Annotated in this window: 19 protein-coding genes; 11 read left to right on the top strand and 8 right to left on the bottom strand. The window is 64.1% G+C overall.

Annotated features, from left to right (window positions below):
• Window positions 1-17 precede the first annotated feature (17 nt).
• Window positions 18-2,288, bottom strand: a complete 2,271-nt coding sequence (locus T31B1_RS14100; RefSeq protein ID WP_353250150.1) for a 3-hydroxyacyl-CoA dehydrogenase NAD-binding domain-containing protein — start codon at window positions 2,286-2,288, stop codon at window positions 18-20.
• A 45-nt stretch (window positions 2,289-2,333) separates the two neighbouring features.
• Complete coding sequence (fadI, locus tag T31B1_RS14095) at window positions 2,334-3,680, bottom strand: acetyl-CoA C-acyltransferase FadI (RefSeq protein ID WP_353250149.1); 1,347 nt, start codon at window positions 3,678-3,680, stop codon at window positions 2,334-2,336.
• Between the two features lie 189 nt (window positions 3,681-3,869).
• Here fadI and T31B1_RS14090 point away from each other — a divergent pair, with 189 nt between their 5' ends.
• The 3 genes from T31B1_RS14090 (at window position 3,870) to T31B1_RS14080 (ending at window position 6,156) form a co-directional block, all read left to right on the top strand.
• Complete coding sequence (locus T31B1_RS14090) at window positions 3,870-4,499, top strand: TetR/AcrR family transcriptional regulator (RefSeq protein ID WP_353250148.1); 630 nt, start codon at window positions 3,870-3,872, stop codon at window positions 4,497-4,499.
• 113 nt (window positions 4,500-4,612) lie between these two features.
• The gene (locus tag T31B1_RS14085; protein WP_353250147.1) at window positions 4,613-5,389 is read left to right on the top strand and encodes a PilZ domain-containing protein; all 777 of its coding nucleotides are present in this window, start codon (window positions 4,613-4,615) and stop codon (window positions 5,387-5,389) included.
• A gap of 149 nt (window positions 5,390-5,538) precedes the next feature.
• On the top strand, window positions 5,539-6,156 hold the full coding sequence (locus T31B1_RS14080) for a PEGA domain-containing protein (RefSeq protein WP_353250146.1): 618 nt from the start codon (window positions 5,539-5,541) through the stop codon (window positions 6,154-6,156).
• Between the two features lie 460 nt (window positions 6,157-6,616).
• Here the strand turns inward: T31B1_RS14080 and T31B1_RS14075 are convergent, their stop codons facing one another.
• Genes T31B1_RS14075 through T31B1_RS14065 form a run of 3 tightly spaced genes read right to left on the bottom strand, consistent with a single transcriptional unit; the run spans window position 6,617 to window position 9,882 of the window.
• Window positions 6,617-8,089: a flavin-containing monooxygenase gene (locus T31B1_RS14075; RefSeq protein ID WP_353250145.1), complete on the bottom strand. Its 1,473-nt coding sequence runs from the start codon at window positions 8,087-8,089 to the stop codon at window positions 6,617-6,619.
• Entirely contained in the window at window positions 8,086-9,009 is a 924-nt protein-coding gene (locus T31B1_RS14070; protein WP_353250144.1) for a ferritin-like domain-containing protein, read from the bottom strand. The genes T31B1_RS14075 and T31B1_RS14070 overlap by 4 nt, the downstream gene beginning before the upstream one ends.
• A gap of 9 nt (window positions 9,010-9,018) precedes the next feature.
• Window positions 9,019-9,882, bottom strand: a complete 864-nt coding sequence (locus T31B1_RS14065; RefSeq protein WP_353250143.1) for an SDR family NAD(P)-dependent oxidoreductase — start codon at window positions 9,880-9,882, stop codon at window positions 9,019-9,021.
• A gap of 220 nt (window positions 9,883-10,102) precedes the next feature.
• On the opposite strand from T31B1_RS14065, the gene metK reads away from it, so the two are divergent.
• The 3 genes from metK (at window position 10,103) to metF (ending at window position 13,793) form a co-directional block, all read left to right on the top strand.
• Entirely contained in the window at window positions 10,103-11,266 is a 1,164-nt protein-coding gene (gene metK, locus T31B1_RS14060) for a methionine adenosyltransferase (protein ID WP_353250142.1), read from the top strand.
• A 94-nt stretch (window positions 11,267-11,360) separates the two neighbouring features.
• Window positions 11,361-12,782, top strand: coding sequence for an adenosylhomocysteinase (gene ahcY / locus T31B1_RS14055; RefSeq protein ID WP_353250141.1), 1,422 nt, complete (start codon window positions 11,361-11,363; stop codon window positions 12,780-12,782).
• 135 nt (window positions 12,783-12,917) lie between these two features.
• The gene (gene metF / locus T31B1_RS14050; RefSeq protein ID WP_353250140.1) at window positions 12,918-13,793 is read left to right on the top strand and encodes a methylenetetrahydrofolate reductase [NAD(P)H]; all 876 of its coding nucleotides are present in this window, start codon (window positions 12,918-12,920) and stop codon (window positions 13,791-13,793) included.
• 38 nt (window positions 13,794-13,831) lie between these two features.
• Here the strand turns inward: metF and T31B1_RS14045 are convergent, their stop codons facing one another.
• Complete coding sequence (locus tag T31B1_RS14045; protein WP_353250139.1) at window positions 13,832-14,320, bottom strand: MarR family winged helix-turn-helix transcriptional regulator; 489 nt, start codon at window positions 14,318-14,320, stop codon at window positions 13,832-13,834.
• Between the two features lie 215 nt (window positions 14,321-14,535).
• Here T31B1_RS14045 and T31B1_RS14040 point away from each other — a divergent pair, with 215 nt between their 5' ends.
• A complete protein-coding gene (locus tag T31B1_RS14040) occupies window positions 14,536-15,489 on the top strand; it encodes a 2-hydroxyacid dehydrogenase (RefSeq protein WP_353250138.1) in 954 nt (317 codons plus the stop codon).
• Between the two features lie 37 nt (window positions 15,490-15,526).
• Here the strand turns inward: T31B1_RS14040 and T31B1_RS14035 are convergent, their stop codons facing one another.
• The gene (locus T31B1_RS14035) at window positions 15,527-16,144 is read right to left on the bottom strand and encodes a DUF938 domain-containing protein (protein WP_353250137.1); all 618 of its coding nucleotides are present in this window, start codon (window positions 16,142-16,144) and stop codon (window positions 15,527-15,529) included.
• A complete protein-coding gene (locus T31B1_RS14030) occupies window positions 16,141-16,827 on the bottom strand; it encodes an O-methyltransferase (protein ID WP_353250136.1) in 687 nt (228 codons plus the stop codon). Before T31B1_RS14030 ends, T31B1_RS14035 begins: the two co-directional genes overlap by 4 nt.
• Window positions 16,828-16,859: 32 nt before the next feature.
• Between T31B1_RS14030 and T31B1_RS14025 the strand changes: the two genes are divergently transcribed.
• The 4 genes from T31B1_RS14025 to thiE all read left to right on the top strand — a co-directional run bounded on the left by T31B1_RS14025 (window position 16,860) and on the right by thiE (window position 19,539).
• Window positions 16,860-17,618, top strand: coding sequence for a metallophosphoesterase (locus T31B1_RS14025; RefSeq protein WP_353250135.1), 759 nt, complete (start codon window positions 16,860-16,862; stop codon window positions 17,616-17,618).
• A 73-nt stretch (window positions 17,619-17,691) separates the two neighbouring features.
• A complete protein-coding gene (locus T31B1_RS14020) occupies window positions 17,692-17,970 on the top strand; it encodes a hypothetical protein (RefSeq protein WP_353250134.1) in 279 nt (92 codons plus the stop codon).
• A 154-nt stretch (window positions 17,971-18,124) separates the two neighbouring features.
• A complete protein-coding gene (thiD, locus tag T31B1_RS14015; protein ID WP_353250133.1) occupies window positions 18,125-18,913 on the top strand; it encodes a bifunctional hydroxymethylpyrimidine kinase/phosphomethylpyrimidine kinase in 789 nt (262 codons plus the stop codon).
• Window positions 18,910-19,539, top strand: coding sequence for a thiamine phosphate synthase (thiE, locus tag T31B1_RS14010; RefSeq protein ID WP_353250132.1), 630 nt, complete (start codon window positions 18,910-18,912; stop codon window positions 19,537-19,539). Before thiD ends, thiE begins: the two co-directional genes overlap by 4 nt.
• Window positions 19,540-19,561 lie beyond the last annotated feature (22 nt).

Below are 19,561 nucleotides of genomic sequence, written 5' to 3'. Positions count from 1 at the left end.
ATACGGTATCCAACGCATCAGTAGCCTCCAGCCGGATAGAACCGCCGGTGCGCATCGGCGCGCGCCCGGGCCATGGTGTCGAAGACCGGTGCCGGCGTGAACCGGGCGCCGTGCAGCTCGGCCAGCGCGTTCAGGCGGTCGACGATCGTGCGCACACCCACCGTATCGACATAACGGAACGGGCCGCCGGTGAACGGCGGAAAGCCCAGACCGAACACGGCCCCGATATCGCCGTGCAGAGGCTGTTCGATCACCCCGTCGGACAGACAATGGGCCGCTTCGTTGACCAGCGCCAGCGTACACCGTTCGACGATCTCCGCGGCGTCGGGCACGCCGCCACCCGAGCGTGCATCGACCAGCAGTGGGTCGAGTCGCGCATTGACCGGGCGCCGGCCGCGGCGCACGCCACGCTCGTATTCGTAGAAACCCCGGCCGGTCTTGCGGCCGAGAAAACCGGCCTCGATCATTCGCGCAGTGGCCTCCGGAGCGGCCATGCGTTGCCCGAACGCGGCCTGCAGGATCGGCGCCACCTTGGCCCCGACATCCACACCCACTTCATCGAGCAGTGCCAGCGGGCCGACCGGAAAGCCGTGTCGGCGCAATGCGGCGTCGATCTGGCGCACGCCCGCGCCTTCGGTCAGCAGCCGCGCCGCTTCGTTGAGATAGGGCGACAACACCCGCGTGGTATAGAAGCCGGGGCCGTCGCGGACCACGATCACGGTCTTGCCCTGTGCCCTGCCGAAGGCCACCGCGCGAGCGATCGTGGACGCAGCCGTCCGCTCGGCTGCGATGATCTCCAGCAAGGGCATCTTCTCCACGGGGGAGAAATAATGCAGGCCGATCACCTTGTCGGGCCGGCGCGCGTCGGCGGCGATTTCGGCGATCGGCAGCGACGACGTATTGCTGGCGAAGATCGCTCCCGGATTGTTCGCCGCCTCTGCGGCCAACTCGAACTCGGCCAGCATGGAACGTTTGAGCGCCAGATCCTCGAACACGGCCTCGACCACGAGATCCGCCGCGCCGATGCCTTCAAAGTCGGTCGTACCAGTCACCGAATGAGCCAGCCGGTCGGCCTCGGCCCGGCTCAGGCGGCCGCGGGCCACGCGATCGTCCAGCGCGGCGCGAACCTGCCCTAGCCCGCGCGCAAGGCCCGGCGTATCCACGTCCTTGATACGAACCGTGCAACCGGCACGGGCTACGCTTACCAGCGCGATACCGCTGCCCATCAGCCCTGCGCCGAGGACGCCGACCCGCTCGATCGGGCGCTCGTCGACACGCGCATCGACAAAGCGAGATGTCTTGAGTGTCTCGCTCGCGTGATGCAGATGGCGCAGGGCACGCGAGGCGGAGCTGGTCGCCAGCAACGCGAACGCGCGCGCCTCCGCGGCATAGCCGGCCCGCACGCCGCGTCGATAGCCGAGGGCGACGGTATCGATGATGTGATCGGGCGCCGGATAATGACCGTGCGTCTTGGCGCGTACGCCCTGGCGAGCCCGATCGAAAAGCACCCGGCGCCCGGCCGGGTTGTCTTCCAGCAACGCGTTGGCCAGCCCGTGTCCGCCCTGCGACCACCGGGCTGTGGCACGGCTAAGCAACGACGGTTTACGCGTCGGCGAGCGCTTGCCACTGCGGCGTGCCCAGCGGATTGCCTCGGCTTCGAGGGCTTCCGGGGCGACCACCGAATCGACCAACCCGCACGACAAGGCCCGAGCCGGGCGCAGCTTTCGGCCGGTCAGCATCATTTCCAGCGCTGGCCGAATACCGATCAGCCGCGGCAACCGTTGGGTGCCGCCGGCCGCGGGCAGCAGCCCGAGCATGACTTCCGGCAGACCCAGCACCGTGGCCGGCGTGTCAGCGGCGACCCGGATATCGCAGGCCAGCGCCAGCTCGAGGCCACCGCCCAGACAAGCGCCCTCGATCGCAGCCACCACAGGCACATGAAGTCTGGCCAGACGGCGCAATATTGCCTGCCCGGCAAGTGACACCCGTTCGAAGTCCGCAGCCTCGGCCAGCCGATCGAACAGTGCAAGGTCCGCACCGGCGATGAATGAGCCGGGTTTGACAGACATCACCACGACGCCGGTGATCTCTGTATCGCGCTCGATAGTGGCCAGCAGCGTATCGAACTCGGCGGCCAATGCCTCGGTCAGAATATTCTGCCGAGTGCCCTTGACATCAACGCGCACGATCGCCACACCGTCCTCGCCGTAGTCCAGTCTCAGGTGCGTGCCCGGCTTGTCGGGCACGCCGCGGTCATGCCGCGGCGCGTATGGGGTCTGCGTGCTCATGGACTGCTCGCTATGCAGGCGTGTTGAATCGGTCCGGGCCATGACTCAGTCGCGCTCCAGGATCATGGCCGCCCCGATGCCGCCAGCGGCACAGGCTGTGGTCAGCGCCAGGCCGCCGCCGCGGCGTTTGAGCTCGTAGGCGGTCTGAATGAGTATGCGTGCGCCCGTTGCGCCGAAGGGATGACCGTAGGCGATCGAGCCGCCGTTGACGTTGAGGCGATCGCGATCGAGCGTGCCCAGCGGGCGGGTTCCGGCCATCTCGGGCAGATACGTCGACGATTCCATGCCTCGGATATTGGCTTCGACCTGCGCTGCAAAGGCTTCGTGCATGTCGATCAGGGTCATATCCGACAACGCCAGGCCGCCGCGAGCCAGCGCGATCGGCGCCGCCATCACCGGCCCCATCAACAGATCCTGTTTCGGAGTCTTGGCGGCAAATGCATAGCTGCGAATAAAAGCGATCGGCTCGTAGCCCAGCGCCCGGGCACGGGCTTCGCTCATGAGTATCAGGGCGGCCGCGCCGTCGGTCAGCGGGCTGGAATTGGCCGCGGTAACCGTTCCCAGCGTTCGATCGAAAACCGGGGCCAGGCGATCGTAGCGCTCGCGCCGGCTGTCGCGGCGGACCAGGTTGTCCTCGCTGACCGAGATGGTTCGTCCCTGTTGTCCGACAAAGGCGCTCATCCGGTAGGGGTCGGCATAGCCATGATCGATCGCAGCGGACGCGTTGACGTGCGAGGCATGCGCCAGATCGTCCTGCTCGCCTCGCGTGATTCCCCAGTGCTTGGCCATCTGTTCGGCCGATTCGCCCATGGACTGACCGGTCGAGTATTCGCTGATCGAGGGACGTCGCGGCACGAGATCCCGCGGCCGCAGGCGCGCCAGTACGCCCAGCCGGTCGTGCAGCGATCGTGCCTGGCTGAGATCGCGCAGACCGTCGGCCAGCGGCTTGGACAGCGGAATGGGAATGTCGGAAGCCGAATCGGTCCCGCCGGCCATCACGATCTCGGCATGGCCCAGCAGAATCGCCTCGGCCGCATTCGCCACGGTCTGGAAACTGGTTGCACAGGCGCGAGTAACCGAATAGGCATCGGTCGCCGGATCCAAACCTGAGGCGAGCACGATCTCACGAGCGATGAATGGCGCATCCGGTTTCATGATCGTCATGCCGAACACGGCCTGCTCTATCTCGCGTGGCCGGAGGCCGGTCCGTGCGAGCACTTCGGCGGCGGCCATTGCGCCCAGATCCACTGCATCGATATCGCGAAACGACGTCGCCATGCGAGCAAACGGTGTGCGCACTCCGGCGACGATGGCAATACGACCATTGGGGCCGCTGATCGACGCCGCCGCCGCTTTGGTCGATGATGAACGAACTTTCGGACCGGTCGCCATGAAGCACTCTGTATGGCACCAAGCGGCAGCCTATAAGTGTAATTTTATCTACACTTATAGGCTGCGCCGGATGCGGTGTATAGGCCCCTATTGTTAGTTCTTGTCATTGTCCGATGTCAATCTTAACCAGCGAATCGATGATTTTCTCGATCAAACCGTAATTCAGCGTACACTGCAGGTAGCTTCGTCATGTCAAAGCAAATTCCTGCCGCGCCGCGGCCGATCAGCGCGTTGGCTCCGGAGACCCGCGACCGAATCGAGAGCGCGGCACTCGATCTGTTTGCCGAGCGCCCGATGCACGAGGTTCGTCTGGACGAGATCGCACGCGCAGCACGTGCCTCGTTACAGACGATCTATCGCTACTACGGCGATAAACAGGCACTGCTCGACGCCTGCGTGCTCCACTGGGCCAACGAACTGGCTGCACGCATGACCGACCATCTGGCCGGTATCGAGACCTACAAGGATCGCCTGCGCAAGGTGTTCTGGGTGGTGCTGGATTTCTTCGAGCAGTACCCGAAGGTCGCCCGCATGATGCTCGGCTCGGTATATCCGGCGGCCATGCGCCACGACATTACAGACGAACAGCGACGCCTGACTCATTTGTTCATGGATGTCCTGGCCGAAGGCCGGGAGCGTGGCGTGCTCAATGACCAAGTCAGCGAAGCGATCCTGCTCGATTATTTCTACGGGGTTCTGGCGCGGCTGATACAGATGCAGTCGCTCCGTGCCAGCCAGCCGCCGCTGACGAGCCAGGTGAACATATTGTTCGAAATGCTCTGGCGGGCCATCGCCAAGCCGGACACGAACAGCGATTGAGCGGCGCAACGAGGCAATGGACGGGCCTCCCCTGGTTCAAGTCATACCGCTGGCCCGCCGTTAGACCAAGCCGGCACGCACACGGGCCGGTGTGTGACACCGGGCAGCGCGACATGAACGGCGAACGACAGACACGAATCACCGACCGGCAGGCGATCGCAGATGCCTTTGTGCACATGACGCGCCGTGTCGACCAGATCACCCTGCAGTTCCCGACCCAGGCGGTGCGCTACCCGGTCGACGTCATATCGGTGGATCGCGCTCTCGGGCGCTGCGCGTTGTCTCTGCTTGCACTCGCCGATATCCAGACGATCCTGGCTCGGGGCCAGTATTTTGCTCTGCATGCCCGGCAGCTCGACGGCGAACTCGGTACCGAGGCCATGCATGCACTGAGCATCGAGCCGTACCGGGCCGATCAGATCCGACTGCGTTGCCCGCTGCCCGAGACCTTGACGCTGGCGCGACGCCGACACGATTTCCGTGCTGCTCTGGATCAGGGCATGTTGGCCCGCGCCACCCTGGTAACGGCGGATGCGCCCGATCTGCTTGGACGCCTGTGCAATCTCTCTGTTGGCGGCGGTCTGATCCGGCTACCGGCACGCACTGGCCGTCTTGTGGGCTCGCCTACGCGGGCCTGCCGCCTGCAGATCGCGTTCCCCAACGGCGAGCGTCTCAGTCGGGCCGGCCAGATAAGACGCATCTATCATCGAGCCGGATCCGGCCCGACCGATGTTGCGGTCGTCTTCGATACCGATATCGCCAGTGCAGACAGCCTCTGGTCGCATGTCTGCGAGATCGAGCGCGAGGCCGCGCGACGTCAGCGGCCGCCCGATCCACTGCGCCCATTGGCCAGATCACGTCTGTTCCAGCCGGCAGGCGATTCGGACTAGTCGGGCCCGCCGCGGCGCTGCCGACACGAACGGATTCGTGCTCAACGCAAGTCCTGAGTGGCCGATACAACCCGGACGAGCGGCCCACCCGACGGGCCGTATCCCAACCAAGCTCGCCTCAAGACGAGCGCCGGACACCGGGAAAGATCATGATTTATTCACGCTTGAGCTGCCTGCTCATCATGCTGTCGAGCCTCTTCGTTGCAGGCTGCGCCACTCTGGTTGCCGACACCACGCAAACCGTGTCGTTCGAGTCCGAACCCAGCGGCGCGACAGTTCGCATCAATGGTCGGGCCATCGGCACGACCCCGGTCAGCGCACGACTGGACAAGGCCGACAACCAGCTCGCAACCTTCGAATTGAGCGGTTACAAAACCGTCTCCAGAGAGCTCGTGACCAAGACCGAGCCGTGGTTCTTCGGCAACCTGCTCAGCGGCGGGCTGTTCGGGTCGACCACCGATTTGGCCTCCGGTGCCGTATACGAATACAGTCCCGACCAGTATTTCATCACCTTGACGCCGAAGGAGTCGGCCGGCCTGTTGAACAGCCGCCAGCAGATCGAACGCTACGTGGTGGTGGTCTACGATGAATTGCGCTCGGCTGCAGCCAAAGGCCAGGCGCGAACCAACCGGACGTTCGTCGGACTGCTGGACGCGCTGTATATAGATACGAACAACGACGCACGTGTCGAATCGCTCGTGGACCTGATCAACGGTCAGCCAGACCCGGTCGCCGGCGCGAATGCGATTGCCGAACGATATTACTGAGCGTTGACAGCACCTAGCGTTCGGTCCCCATCAAGTCGCATCTGTACGGTATAGCCCAAATGGTCCGGACATTCGACTAGTGCATACGCACATGGGTTGAACAGCTGGCGACAGTACACGACGCACAGCATGCATTCGCCGGCCAATCGTCGTGGCCCGACTCGCTCAGTGACAATTATCTGTACGACAGTCCGAGCGGGTGCGCCCGGGCGAGGGCCTGACCGCGTTCTCGAGCGGCGGCAGCGGATTCATGCACCGGGGCAGCGGCTTCAACAAGGCTGTATCGGTTGGGCAACGCCGGCCGCGCACCGTTGAAGCCGGTACGCGACGCCGGGTTCGTTCGCCCGGTTCGCACCCCGCCTGGTCGGCGTGACCTTTAGCGCACGCAAACGCCGCCGCGGCCGATCCGGGACGCCGCCGGTCGAACGGGGCACGCGATGTTCGCATGCCCGGTCTGTCGTCAAGCAGAACGTTCGGCGCCCCTCGGCGCCTCGGATCGGTCGCGCACCACCCGGATCGAAGCCCTCCCGCGCTGGAAGGCCCGGTAGTCGGCATGGATGAACCGTGTCATGTCTTTCCGACAGACCACGCCTGGCAGCCTACCCACTCCGGCACGCGCAGTGCCGGTGTCGGCTCGGACATCGAGCATTCTCAGGTCGTATTCGAGGATCGTTGCGACGCCCTGGACTATATAGTCGATCTGGGGCGTCATCGCCGCAGGCACCCTTGCCGTGTCCGCCGCCGAGGCCGGGCCGAAGAACAGGTTCGGATAGCCCGCAATATTCACGCCCTTGTAAGCACGAACGCCTGCCGCCCAGTCATCGTCGAGCTGTCGCCCATCCAGCCCGACCACTGGAAACGGACAGACGTGGCCGACCGCCGGCGTTTCGGGGGCGAACACGATCGTGTCTACCCGATGCTCTATGCCCTCCACGCTTCGAATACCGCGAGCGCATAACCGATCGATCGGCCAGGTATAGAGCTTGACGTTATCTCGCCGCAGCGTCGGGTAATAGTCGTTGGACATCACCACGGGCGTGGTGCCGATCCCGGTCTCGGGGGTGAGCTGGCGGCGCAGCCAGCGGTCGGGCACCTGATGGGCGAGATGGGCGCGGGCAATCGATTCCAGCACCCGGCCGCCCGGCCGCTCGCCGGTGATCACTGCATGCCCTTCGAGCAGTGCCTTTCGATGAAGGCTGTCCGGAAGCGGATCGAGCAGCCGTTTTATCCAGCGGCCGGCCGCGCCATTCAGTCGCGGAACGATCCAGTTCGGACGTCGCTGAAAGACTTTCAGACACTCCGCCCCAGCGGCCAGCGCCGGCACCCGGCCTATCGCATCGGGGTGGCTGCCGATCAGTGCGATACGACGACCGTCCAGCTCGTGACCACGATTCCAATCGGCACAGTGCAAGACACTCCCCTGGAATGAGTCGATCCCGGCGATCTCGGGCAGGGCCCGCGCCCCCGCGCCGCCGGTGGCCACCACCACACAGCGTGCGTGTACGTTGCGCTTGCCCGCCACGTTGATCGTCCACCGCCCCCGTGCCATGTCGAATCGTACGGCCGTGACGTGCTGGCGGAATCGCATCCGTGATGCCAGAGCGTGGGTGGCGATCAAGTGATCCACATATGCCGAAACCCACTCCTGTGCCCGATGTGACTGCCATGCTTCGGGCCCGGGCGCGAAAGAAAAACGGTACAGCTTCGCAGGCGGCCCACTGCGCTCGGTGGGCCATTGACCGCCCGGAGCGTCGGTCCGTTCGAGTACGACGAGATCGTCGATCCCGTGCTGGCACAACCGGACAGCGGTGCCCAGGCCCGCGAGGCCCGCTCCGATGACGGCTACCTCGTGCACCCGCTCGGCCGTGCCCGGTCGAGCAACGTCTGCGTCCGTGTGGCCGGCCGATGTGACTTGCAGCTGGGCGCGGCTCATGCCGCAGGCCGGTAGGTCAGCTCGCGTACCCAGCTCGGAATCGGCCGTAGCAGCGCGCGCGGATAGTAGTCGGTGAGCCGGACCAGCACATCGACCGGCGCGTGATAGACACGGTTGCGGCGATCGACCACCAGTCGGCCGTGGCGGCTGATCAACTGGAACCACGGATTGCGCCGACCGTCGGCGGTGCGCCCGCCAATACGCTCGTATTTCTTCATGGCGCGGTAGAGCTTTTCCTCGGGCAAGCCCATGGCCGCGACATTGTCGCGCATGCGACTGAGCAGCGGCAGATAGGTCGCAATACCCACGATCAAGCGCGGGTTGAGCACGGTACCGAGGAAATTGAGCAGCAGTCGATAGGCCTGACCATGACCCTGCATCTCCAGAACATGAAAACCCACGCCCAGATGCCGCGCCTCGTCATCGTTGATGCGTCGGAAGGCGTCATGACAGACCGGGTCGTCGACCTGCTCCAGCAAGAACGTGCACAGCGCACCGTCGAGCGCAACCTCCAGCATGGGAATCACCGAGCCGAGGACTTCCAGCGGCATGCGGTCGGCCTGCGTATCCAGCCAGTCGATGACCAGACGCAGATTGATGTTGGGCAACGGAAGCTCGTCGTCCTCGAGCATGCCCCAGCGCCGCATCAACGCCATTTCGGCGTTCGCATGACGCTGCTCCTCGGCATGAAAGTAGCTGTACATCTCCTTGAGCACCGGATCCTCGGCCTTGCGCGCCATGGCAGCGAATCCGCGCGCCCCGACATGCTCGATCCACATCAGGTCCGACATGAAGGCCTTGAGCTGCGGCCATTGCTCATCGGTGATCCGTTCCGCGCCCGGGGCATCCCAGTCGATATCCGCCAATGCCCACTGGCTGGCCTTGACCTTGGCCAACATCTTCTCGAGATCGATATCCATACTGCGCTCCTATTCCGGGGTGGTGGAGGCCAGATCGGCCGGTGCGGCGTTGCGGCGAGCGAATCGGTCGAGAAGACCGGCGCCACGCGTGTAGCTGCTGGGCAACAGCCGTTTCAGACGCCACACCAGGCGTGCATCGGCCTGAGGCAACACATAGAGCTGGCCGCGATCCAGCCCGGCCAGCGCGCTTTGAACCACGCGCTCGGCCGGCACACCGGTCCAGCGCATCAGGTTGTCGGCCAACTTCGACGACGACGCGCTGATGCGCCCCGAACGCATGATGTTGGTCTGTACGAAGGTCGGGCACAGCGCTGTCACCCGGACCGGCGTGTCTGCCAGCTCGGCGGCCAGCGTCTCGGTCAGAGCCAGCACGGCGGCTTTGCTGGCGTTGTAGACGGCCATGCGCGGGGCCGCCGCGAAGCTCGCCGTCGAGGCGACGTTGATCATTCCGCCTCGCCCGGCAGCACGCAGACGCGGCGCGAACACATGGCAACCGTGCACCACGCCCCAGAAATTGATATCCATCACCCATTGCCAGTCGGCCATCGACAACTCGCCGATCCGGTCGCCCCCGGCCCCGACACCCGCATTGTTGATGACGAGATCCGCAGGGCCACCGAACCAGGCTTCGGCGGCGCCCGCCAGCCGCTCTACATCTTCCAGCCGGGTCACGTCACAGCCGATCGACCTGGCTTTGCCGTGCCCGGCGCATTCGATGAGCTCCACCGTCGCTTCGGCCTGGCCGATGTCGATATCCGAACACACGACCCGCCCCCCGCGTGCAGCGAGTTCCAGAGCGAACGCGCGTCCGATGCCGCTGCCGGCCCCGGTGATCACGGCCGCGGCCTGTCGGGACAATCGGGTTTTGGGCATGAGCGACTCCTGTTATTGCATTCATCCGAGTGATTGCACTCATCCGAGCTATTTCGATTACATTCACGGATGTCACATTACGCAAAGTCACAATCGATTGGCAAGCATTCCCTGACAGCAGAGGGGCTTTCCGGGGTCGATGCGTAGGCGTGCAGCCTTTTTTGCGGCTCGACCGATGCATGTACTATCATCCGCGTATCCGGATAGAGGGATATTGATTATGAGTCGCTATTTGTTCACCTCCGAATCGGTCTCCGCGGGTCATCCAGACAAGCTGTGTGACCAGGTTTCGGATGCCGTTCTGGATGCGCATCTGCAACAGGACCCGATGGCTCGCGTAGCCTGTGAAACCGCCACCAAGACCGGAATGGTCATGGTATTCGGCGAAATCACCTCCAACGCCCAGCTCAATACCGAAGCGCTGGTGCGCCAGGTCGTGCGCGATATCGGCTATACCGACTCGGCCATGGGCTTCGACGCCGACACCTGTGCGGTGCTCGACGCGCTCGGCCAGCAGAGCTCGGATATCAACCAGGGCGTCGACCGCACCCACCCCGAAGAACAGGGCGCAGGCGATCAGGGTTTGATGTTCGGCTATGCCTGCAACGAAACCGATGTCCTCATGCCGGCCCCGATCACCTATGCGCATCGCCTGGTGCGCAAGCAGGCGGAGTTGTTCAAGTCGGGCGAGCTGGCCTGGCTGCGCCCGGACGCCAAATCGCAGGTCACCTTTGCCTACGAGAACGGTAAGCCGGTCGCGATCGACGCCGTTGTGCTGTCCACGCAGCACGCGCCTGAGATCGCACAGAGCGATCTGCAGGAAGCCGTGATGGAATCCATCATCAAGCCGGTGCTCGGCGACTGGCTCTCGGACGATCCGGTCGTCCATATCAACCCGACCGGACGATTCGTTACCGGCGGACCGCTGGGCGATGCCGGCCTGACCGGCCGCAAGATCATCGTCGATACCTACGGTGGCATGGCGCGCCATGGCGGCGGCGCGTTCTCGGGCAAGGACCCGTCCAAGGTCGATCGCTCGGCAGCCTACGCCGCGCGTTATGTGGCCAAGAACGTGGTCGCGGCCGGTCTGGCCGACAAGTGCGAGGTTCAGGTGTCCTATGCCATTGGCGTGGCCGAGCCGACCTCGATCTCGGTCGAAACGTTCGGCACCGGCAAAGTGACCGACGACAAGCTCACGCACCTGATCCGCGAACACTTCGACCTGCGCCCGTACGGCATTCTGAAGATGCTCGATCTGGCCAAGCCGATCTATCGCGCCACGGCGGCCTACGGGCACTTCGGCCGGGACGACGTGGACCTGCCGTGGGAGGCGACCGATCGAGCCAACGCACTGGCCGACGCCGCCGGTATCGCGGCCGCCTGATCGTTTCCCGACACCCGCTATTCGCCGCAACTCGAGCGGCCGCGGCGCGCCGGACGGCGCGCCGTATCTCGACCGACTTTCCCAGGAGTACGCCATGAGCGCACCAGCAGAGCAGATGAACCAGGACTACCTCGTCGCCGATATCAATCTGGCCGGTTGGGGTCGACGCGAGATTGCCATCGCCGAAACCGAGATGCCGGGGTTGATGGCCCTGCGCGAAGAGTTCGCCGATTCGCAACCACTGGCGGGGGCGAAGATCGCGGGTTCGCTGCACATGACCATTCAGACCGCGGTGCTGATCGAAACCCTGATCGAGCTCGGCGCGGATGTACGCTGGGCCTCCTGCAATATCTACTCCACGCAGGATCATGCCGCAGCCGCCATCGCCGAACGCGGCGTCCCGGTATTCGCCTACAAAGGCGAATCGCAGGCCGAATACTGGGAATACTGCCACCGTATCCTCGAATGGCCGGACGGCAGCGTGCCGAACCGGATTCTGGACGACGGCGGCGATGCCACGATGCTCATCTCCCTCGGCGCCAAGGCCGAAGCCGACGCCACGGTGCTCGACAACCCTGGCAGCGCCGAAGAACGCGCCCTGTTCTCTTCGATTAAACAGCGCCTGGACAGCCAACCGGGTTATTACCAGACGCGCCTGGATGCCATGGGCGGCGTGACCGAAGAGACCACCACCGGGGTGCTGCGTCTCTACCAGATGGAAAAGAACGGCACGCTCACCTTCCCGGCGATCAACGTCAACGACTCGGTCACCAAGTCGAAGTTCGACAACCTGTATGGCTGTCGTGAGTCGCTGGTCGACGGCATCAAGCGTGCCACCGACGTCATGATCGCCGGCAAGACCGCGATCGTGGTCGGCTATGGCGATACCGGCAAAGGCTCGGTTCAGTCTCTAAAGGGCCTGGGCGCAACCGTATGCGTGGCCGAAGTGGATCCCATCAACGCCCTGCAGGCGACGATGGAAGGCTACCGTGTGGTCAACCTGGATGACCCGGGTACGGTCGAGATGGCCGACATATTCGTCACCGCCACCGGCAACTTCCATGTCATCGAGCACCGTCATCTGGAACGCATGAAGAACCAGGCGATCGTGTGCAACATCGGCCATTTCGACAACGAGATCGACGTGGCGTCACTCGAGCAGTACGAGTGGGAAGAGATCAAGCCGCAGGTGGATCACATCACGTTCCCCGATGGCAAGAAGATCATCCTGCTGGCTGCCGGACGTCTGGTGAATCTGGGCTGTGCCACTGGCCATCCCAGCTTCGTGATGTCGGCCTCGTTCACCAACCAGGTTCTGGCCCAGATCGAGCTCTGGCAGCGTCCCGACAACTACGAGAACAAAGTCTACGTGTTGCCGAAATTCCTCGACGAGAAGGTTGCCCGTCTGCACCTGGGCAAGCTCGGCGCGCGCCTGACCGAACTCACGCCCGAGCAGGCGGACTATATCGGTGTACCGGTGGAAGGCCCCTACAAGCCGGACCACTACCGCTACTAGGCCACCAGGAGGTTGAATGCCTCTGCACGTCATCGTGCAGGTGCCGCAGCCCCGGACCCGGCCCGTGACTGACCGCGCGGGCCGGGTTTTTATTGTCGGCCGGGGGCCTCGGCCGGCACCGCCATACAGATCGCCATGACTCACGTATCGCACACCGCTTTCTCGATCGAGTTCTTTCCGCCCAAGGGGCCGAAAGGCCAAGTGCGGCTGGACCGCACGATGGACGAGCTGGGCGAGCTCGGGCCGGCGTTCTTCTCCGTGACTTTCGGTGCCGGGGGCACGACCCGCTCGGGTACGCTGGAGACCGTGCGCCGCATCAAACAGCGCACCGGTATCCAGGCCGCGCCGCATCTGTCGTGTATCGAAGGCACCGAGGCCTCGGTATCCGAGTTGCTCGATGAATACAAGGCCGCCGGCGTGAACCGTATCGTCGCACTTCGCGGCGACCTGCCCGATGGCATGGAGCGGCCGGACGTATTCCGCTATGCCAACGAGCTGGTGGCCTTCATCAAGGCACGACACGGTCGCGACTTCCACCTGGAAGTCGCCGCCTATCCGGAGTTTCATCCGCAAGCCGCGTCGGCGTCGGCCGACATCGACAACTTCGTGCGCAAGATCGAGGCCGGCGCCGATTCGGCGATGACCCAGTATTTCTACACCGCCGATGCGTACTTCAACTTCATGGAAGAGATCACGGCGCGTGGCATCGATGTCCCGGTGGTGCCGGGTATCATGCCGATCACGAACTTCGAGCAGATCTCGCGTTTTTCGGCCATGTGCGGCGCCGATATCCCGCGCTGGATTCGCCAGAAAATGGAAGGCTTCGGCGACGATGCGCAGGCGATAAGGGACTTCGGCCGAGAGGTCGTGGCCCGCCTGTGCCAGCAGTTGCTGGCCGGCGGCGCCCCCGGGCTGCACTTCTACAGCTTGAACAGGACCGAGCCGGTGCGTTGGCTATGGCATGAACTGGGCCTTCCGACCCCCGCGGCCCGCCGAGCCGGCAAAGCCTGACAACCGGCGCCACGAAACCACGTGGCGCCGGATACCGACTACTCTTCGTTGAGCGCGTCGCGCATGGCGTCGTTGTAGCGCGCAGTCAGACGCGCAAACGCCTTGCGGTCCTCCTCGGTCCAATCGTGGAACGCCCGCTCCACACGATCCAAGCGGCGATCGCGCACGGTCGCGGCGGCCTCCCGGCCAGCTTCGGTAATGGTGACGAACCCGCCGCGTCGGTCGTCGGGATTGTCCTGCTTGTCGACCAGTCCGGCCTGCTTCATGGCGGCCACCTGACGAGTAACCGTGGACGCGTCCAGATTCACCTGGTCGGCCAGCGCGCCGACCGACTGCCGATCGTTGCGCTCAAGAAGGATCAGCAAAAGATAATGAGCCCGCTCGAGCCCGAAGTTGAATTTCCGACGGGCGGCTTCGAGTCGGCGCACGAGAAACGCCAATTCATATTCGAGTGCTTCCACCGACGGACAAGTCGGCGGTAGATGGTTGCCCAGTGATGGATCCTGCTGTGCTGTTCTGCGAATCATGTGGTGTTCGTAGCCTTGGTTGTTGACCCGGAATACGGTTCCGCCCCCTGTACGGCGTACACCTGCATCCTACATGAAATTTGCGAAAAACAATTTCAACGTGATGTTAACTTCTTCGACTCGTGAAAGCCGGATGAGTTCACCCGGCTTCGACTGTTCGTTTATAGTTGCTAACGCTATAGCGATCCAATTGTATAGAAAATTAAGGAGCAAAAATGCGGGGCTGCTTTCTCGACGCCGGATCCATGGGCGGATCGCTGGACTGGGCTCCGCTCGAAACCGCCCTCGACGACTGGCGATGGCATCACAACAGCGATGCCGGGCAGCTTGACGAGCGGTTGAGCGACGTGGAGATCGCCGTGACCAACAAGGTCGTGCTGGACGCCGACACCCTGGCCAAGGCGAAGGCGTTGCGCCTGATCTGTGTCGCGGCCACCGGGGTCAACAACGTCGATACCGATGCAGCGGCCGAACGCGGGATTCCCGTGGTCAACGTCACCGGCTACGCCACGCCGGCCGTGTCCCAGCACGTGCTGGCACTGATGCTGGCCCACGCCACGCGCTGGGCCAGCTACGACGCCGCGGTCAAGCGTGGGGACTGGGCCGCGGGCGAATTCTTCTGTCTACTCGACTACCCGATTGAAGAGCTCGCCGGGCAGACCCTGGGCCTGGTCGGCCACGGCGAGCTGGGTCAGGCGGTCGGGCGGCTCGCCGAAGCGTTCGGCATGCACGTGCTGATCGCCGAACGGCCGAATGCTCGTCAGATTCGCAACGGGCGTATTGCATTGCCCGAGGTGCTGGAGCGAGCCGACATGCTCAGCCTGCACTGCCCGCTGACCGAAGATACGCGGCATGTGATTGATGACACGGCGCTGGCACGGATGAAATCGACCGCGTTTTTGATCAACACCGCGCGGGGCGGGCTCATCGACAGCCAGGCGTTGATCGCGGCCCTGAGAGCCGGACGTATCGGCGGCGCGGCGCTGGACGTCCTGGACGCCGAGCCGCCGCCGGCGGATCATCCGCTGACGCAACCGGACATTCCCAACCTGATCGTAACGCCACACAGTGCATGGGGCAGTCGCGGCGCAAGACAACGCATGCTTGAGGGCGTGGCCGCCAATATCGCTGCCTTCGGCCGAGGCGAGACCCCGAACCGCGTCAACTGAGTAAGGCGGGTGTTCGACCGGTCCTTCGACGTGGCGCTCAGCCGATCGTGCTGCGCAGCGGTGTCGACGACCAGATCAGCAGGCGGTTATCGCTGGGCATGGGGATATCAGCAACCCGGCTGAGCTCCTGCGCATCGGCTAGATCGTCGAGCGCACCCACTTCGCGCAGACCCATGCCTGCATCGCGCGCCCGCAATGCCGCATCGAAGGCCGCGTTGCCGGCCGCCGGTGCCTCATCTGCGATCAGGAAAGGCCCGTACAGACACAGCACCCCGCGATCGGTCAGGTGAGCGGCCGCGCCGGCAAACAGCGCCTGTACCGCAGCCCAGTCCATAATATGCGCCACGTTCGCGCCGTAGACCGCATCGAATGACCGGTCCGGCCATTCGCCGCGTACATCCAGTGCCAGAGGCGCCGGCAAGCCGATATCTGCGGCATCCGTGATTGCGGCCACCAGGCGCCGATGATGGGCCGGCGCCTCGCTCGTCTGCCAACGCACGCCCGGCATGCATTCGACGGCGTGCCGTGCGTGCGTGGCATCGCCAGCGCCGACTTCGAGGACTTCGGCTGCGTCTGCCAACCAGGGCTTGAGCGCAGCGAAGATCGGGCCCTTGTTGCGCTGTGCGGCGCTGCGGTCGTCGATATGAGTGCTCATCGCTTGCGGGCGACGGTCAGCCCGTCACCTATGGGAACCAGACTCATCTCTACGCGCTCATCGGCGTATAGATGCCGGTTGAAGGCACGAATGGCCAGCGTATCTGCATCCTGATCGGTTTCGTCGGCGACCCGGCCATACCATAGCGTGTTGTCGGCCATCACCAGGCCGCCGCTGCGCAACAGCGCCAACGCGCGCTCGTAGTAGTCGATATAACCGGCCTTGTCCGCATCGATGAACACGAAGTCGTACTGTTCGTGTCGACCCACCGCAAGTTCGGCATCGAGGGTCTCCCTGGCCGGCGCCAGCACCAGTTCGATACGCTCGGAGAGGCCTTCGGCCTGCCAATCGGCTCGGGCACGACGGGTGATCTGCTCATCGATATCGCAGGCCAGCAAGTGCCCATCCTCGCCCATCGCTGCAGCCAACCACAGACTCGAATAGCCGGCGAACACGCCGATCTCGATACCGCGGCGCGCACCCAGCATGCGAACCAGCAGCGCCATCAGCTGACCTTGTTCCGGATCGATCTGCAGGTGGGCGCTGTCGCCGGCTTCGGTGGTGCGGCGATTGGCGCGCATGACGTCGGTCTCATGCAGACTCACGTCGCGCAGATAGCTCAGCAGCGTGCGATCGATCATGGCTTGGAGACTAGCACGCAGCCGCGATAGAAATGGCAGCATGAGCGGCCGTTCCGCTGAAATCCGACGACCGCGTGCGCATTCTGCATATCACCGACCCTCACCTGCTGGCCGATCCGTGCGCCCGCCTGCACGGATGGCCCGTGGCCGACTGTTTCGAGCGTGTTCTGTGCCACGCGTTGGCCCATACCGCCGGTATCGATGCGCTGGTTCTCGGGGGCGATCTGGTCGACGATGAATCGGCCGCAGGCTATACATGGCTCGATCGGCGGCTGGCCGGAATCGATCTCCCGGTATTGGCCGTGGCCGGCAACCACGACGACCCGGATCGAATGCAGCAATGCCTGAGCCAAGCCCACGTGCACCGATCGCTGCAAGTCGACGGCGGGTATCTCTATGGCCTGAACAGCCACCGGACCGGCCACGCGGACGGCCGTATCGGAGCCGACGCGCTCGCGTCACTCGATGCATCGCTGGCACGCGTTCGTCGCCCGTCATTGATCTGTGTCCATCACCCGCCGGTCGCCTTGAACAGCGCATGGATCGATTCCATCGGCCTGGCAGACGGAGCCGAACTGCTCACCCTGCTCGCCCGTCACCCCCATGTCCGAGGCGTGCTCTCGGGCCATGCACACCAGGCCAGCACGTCTCGATGGGGGCCGCTCACGATCTGGACAACACCTTCGACAATGCGTCAGTTCCTGCCCGGCGCCGCGGCGTTCGCCGAAGATCGCGACCGCCCACCCGGTTATCGCGTCATCGATCTGCCGATGCACGGCGCACCGGTGAGCCGCGTGGTTCGCGTATCCGCAGCCGACGTCGGCTGTGGATAACTCTGGGGATAGCTAAGTGACCTTATAGGTCAGTTCGGGAAAGCGCACGCGCGCATCAGGCGTGCAGCCATTAATGTCAGCTTATCCTATTGACAAGCCAGTGATTTTGCGAATGCTCAAAGTGACGCACAGCGGCATATCAAAGTCTTTTATAGGCAGCAACCGGGTTGACACTGTGTATAACCCGGCACCCGCTGCAGACTCGTTCTCAGCAATTCCGGCTAACGCGCTGACGCTAAAAGCAAAAGAAAAGAAACCCACAATAGCTGTGGATAACTTTGTGGAAAGCTTGCGGTTGACAGCCCTGATGGCGCGTAATCTCAGTCATTTAGACAAACCGGCGATTTTGTAACCAGCTCGACACAAACGTTCATAATCAATCGTTTGCGATATGATCGCGGCGTGTCGACACCGGCGCCGAAAAAAATTTCGGCGCGATTCGCGAGTCGTTGTTTTTGTTGTGCATAAGCCGCTGAGCGCTCGTTGCGAATGTTAGACTCGCGCGTATGAATCGACCCAATATTCTCGTGCTCTCGGGCCACGATCCGAGCGGCGGCGCCGGCCTGCAGGCCGATATCGAATCGGCGGCAGCGAACGGCGCGCATGCGGCGGTCGTGCCCACCCTGCTCACCTGCCAAGACACCACGAACGTGTACGACGTGCAGGCGGTGGATGCCGATTTCTTTTCCCGCTCGCTGGACTGCGTGTGCGCGGATATGCGCTTCGGCGCGATCAAGATCGGCGCGCTGGCCGATGCGGACCAGGTAGCGCGTATCGCGCGGCTGACGCAGGACCTGCCGGACATCGCGTTGGTCGTCGATCCGGTCCTGCGCGCTGCTGGCGGCGGCCGGCTCGCCGATGATGCGGTCGCCCGGGCTCTGATCGACCAGCTGTTCGAGCGCGCATGGGTGATCACCCCGAATGCCGCGGAGGCCCGTCTGCTGTGTGATGGACAAGCGGATATCGATGCCTGTGGACGGCAGCTGTCCGATCTCGCCCGCGCCGTGTTGATTACCGGAGGCGACGAAGACGACTCGGAGGTGGTCAATCGGCTGTATGTGCGCGGCCAGCCGATGCGTACCATGCGCTGGCCCCGGTTGGCAGGCGTGTTTCATGGCTCCGGGTGCACGCTGGCCAGCGCGATTGCGGCGCAGCTTGCCCGCGGTCAGGAGCTCGACGATGCGCTCGAGGCTGCGCAGGCCTATACCTGGCATACCCTCGAACACGCTTTCACTGCCGGCCGCGGTCAGCGGATCCCGGCCCGGCTCGACGAGCGAGTGCTGCCAGCGCGATGAGCACGCCGCATATCTATGCGATCTACGATCGATCCACGCACAACGACGACGGCCTGGACACTGTCGAGGCCGTACTCGCCGCCGGTATCGACTGGATCCAGTATCGCGACAAGCGCGGGCAGGGGCCGGATCGAGCGCTGGCCCTGCGCCTTTCCGAGCGCTGTCGTGCCTACGACGCGCGGCTGATCATCAACGACGACTGGCGCCTAGCCGCCGAACTGGGCGTCGGTGTGCATCTGGGCGCCACCGATGGATCGATCGCCGACGCACGCGCAGCGCTCGGCCCCGACCGGTTGATCGGTGCAACCTGTGGCAACGATATCGACCGGGCACGCCGGGCGATCGCCGCCGGTGCCGATCATGTCAGCTTCGGACGGTTTTTCGTCTCGGCCACCAAACCGAATGCACCGCCGGCCGAGCTCGACGTGCTCGCCCGTGCGAATGCCCTGGGCGTGCCCGTGGTCGCCATCGGCGGAATCGATATCCATAATGCCGGGCAGATCATCGCAGCCGGTGCCGATCGACTCGCCATCGCCGGCGGCCTGTTCGGCGTTCGCGATAGTGCACAGGCCGCCCGCGCACTGGTCGCGCTCTGTGCCGAACACGGCTCGCGCGCCGGGCGATAAACCAGGTTTCATCCGTTTTCAG

Origin of the sequence: Salinisphaera sp. T31B1 (assembly GCF_040361275.1) — a bacterium.
In the GTDB taxonomy this organism is placed as follows: Bacteria; Pseudomonadota; Gammaproteobacteria; order Nevskiales; family Salinisphaeraceae; genus Salinisphaera.
Note: the sequence above shows the minus strand (reverse complement) of the source record. Positions and strands in the feature narration are given on the sequence as shown.

Bases quoted from the DNA above. Each gene is read 5' to 3' on its own strand.
- thiD (WP_353250133.1), top strand. From the start codon at position 18,125: ATGAATCGACCCAATATTCTCGTGCTCTCGGGCCACGATCCGAGCGGC.
- T31B1_RS14085 (WP_353250147.1), top strand. From the start codon at position 4,613: ATGAACGGCGAACGACAGACACGAATCACCGACCGGCAGGCGATCGCA.
- T31B1_RS14065 (WP_353250143.1), bottom strand. From the start codon at position 9,882: ATGCCCAAAACCCGATTGTCCCGACAGGCCGCGGCCGTGATCACCGGG.
- T31B1_RS14090 (WP_353250148.1), top strand. From the start codon at position 3,870: ATGTCAAAGCAAATTCCTGCCGCGCCGCGGCCGATCAGCGCGTTGGCT.
- T31B1_RS14040 (WP_353250138.1), top strand. From the start codon at position 14,536: ATGCGGGGCTGCTTTCTCGACGCCGGATCCATGGGCGGATCGCTGGAC.
- metF (WP_353250140.1), top strand. From the start codon at position 12,918: ATGACTCACGTATCGCACACCGCTTTCTCGATCGAGTTCTTTCCGCCC.
- T31B1_RS14045 (WP_353250139.1), bottom strand. From the start codon at position 14,320: ATGATTCGCAGAACAGCACAGCAGGATCCATCACTGGGCAACCATCTA.
- T31B1_RS14080 (WP_353250146.1), top strand. From the start codon at position 5,539: ATGATTTATTCACGCTTGAGCTGCCTGCTCATCATGCTGTCGAGCCTC.
- metK (WP_353250142.1), top strand. From the start codon at position 10,103: ATGAGTCGCTATTTGTTCACCTCCGAATCGGTCTCCGCGGGTCATCCA.
- T31B1_RS14035 (WP_353250137.1), bottom strand. From the start codon at position 16,144: ATGAGCACTCATATCGACGACCGCAGCGCCGCACAGCGCAACAAGGGC.
- T31B1_RS14100 (WP_353250150.1), bottom strand. From the start codon at position 2,288: ATGAGCACGCAGACCCCATACGCGCCGCGGCATGACCGCGGCGTGCCC.
- T31B1_RS14075 (WP_353250145.1), bottom strand. From the start codon at position 8,089: ATGAGCCGCGCCCAGCTGCAAGTCACATCGGCCGGCCACACGGACGCA.
- T31B1_RS14020 (WP_353250134.1), top strand. From the start codon at position 17,692: ATGTCAGCTTATCCTATTGACAAGCCAGTGATTTTGCGAATGCTCAAA.
- T31B1_RS14030 (WP_353250136.1), bottom strand. From the start codon at position 16,827: ATGCTGCCATTTCTATCGCGGCTGCGTGCTAGTCTCCAAGCCATGATC.
- T31B1_RS14070 (WP_353250144.1), bottom strand. From the start codon at position 9,009: ATGGATATCGATCTCGAGAAGATGTTGGCCAAGGTCAAGGCCAGCCAG.
- thiE (WP_353250132.1), top strand. From the start codon at position 18,910: ATGAGCACGCCGCATATCTATGCGATCTACGATCGATCCACGCACAAC.
- ahcY (WP_353250141.1), top strand. From the start codon at position 11,361: ATGAGCGCACCAGCAGAGCAGATGAACCAGGACTACCTCGTCGCCGAT.
- fadI (WP_353250149.1), bottom strand. From the start codon at position 3,680: ATGGCGACCGGTCCGAAAGTTCGTTCATCATCGACCAAAGCGGCGGCG.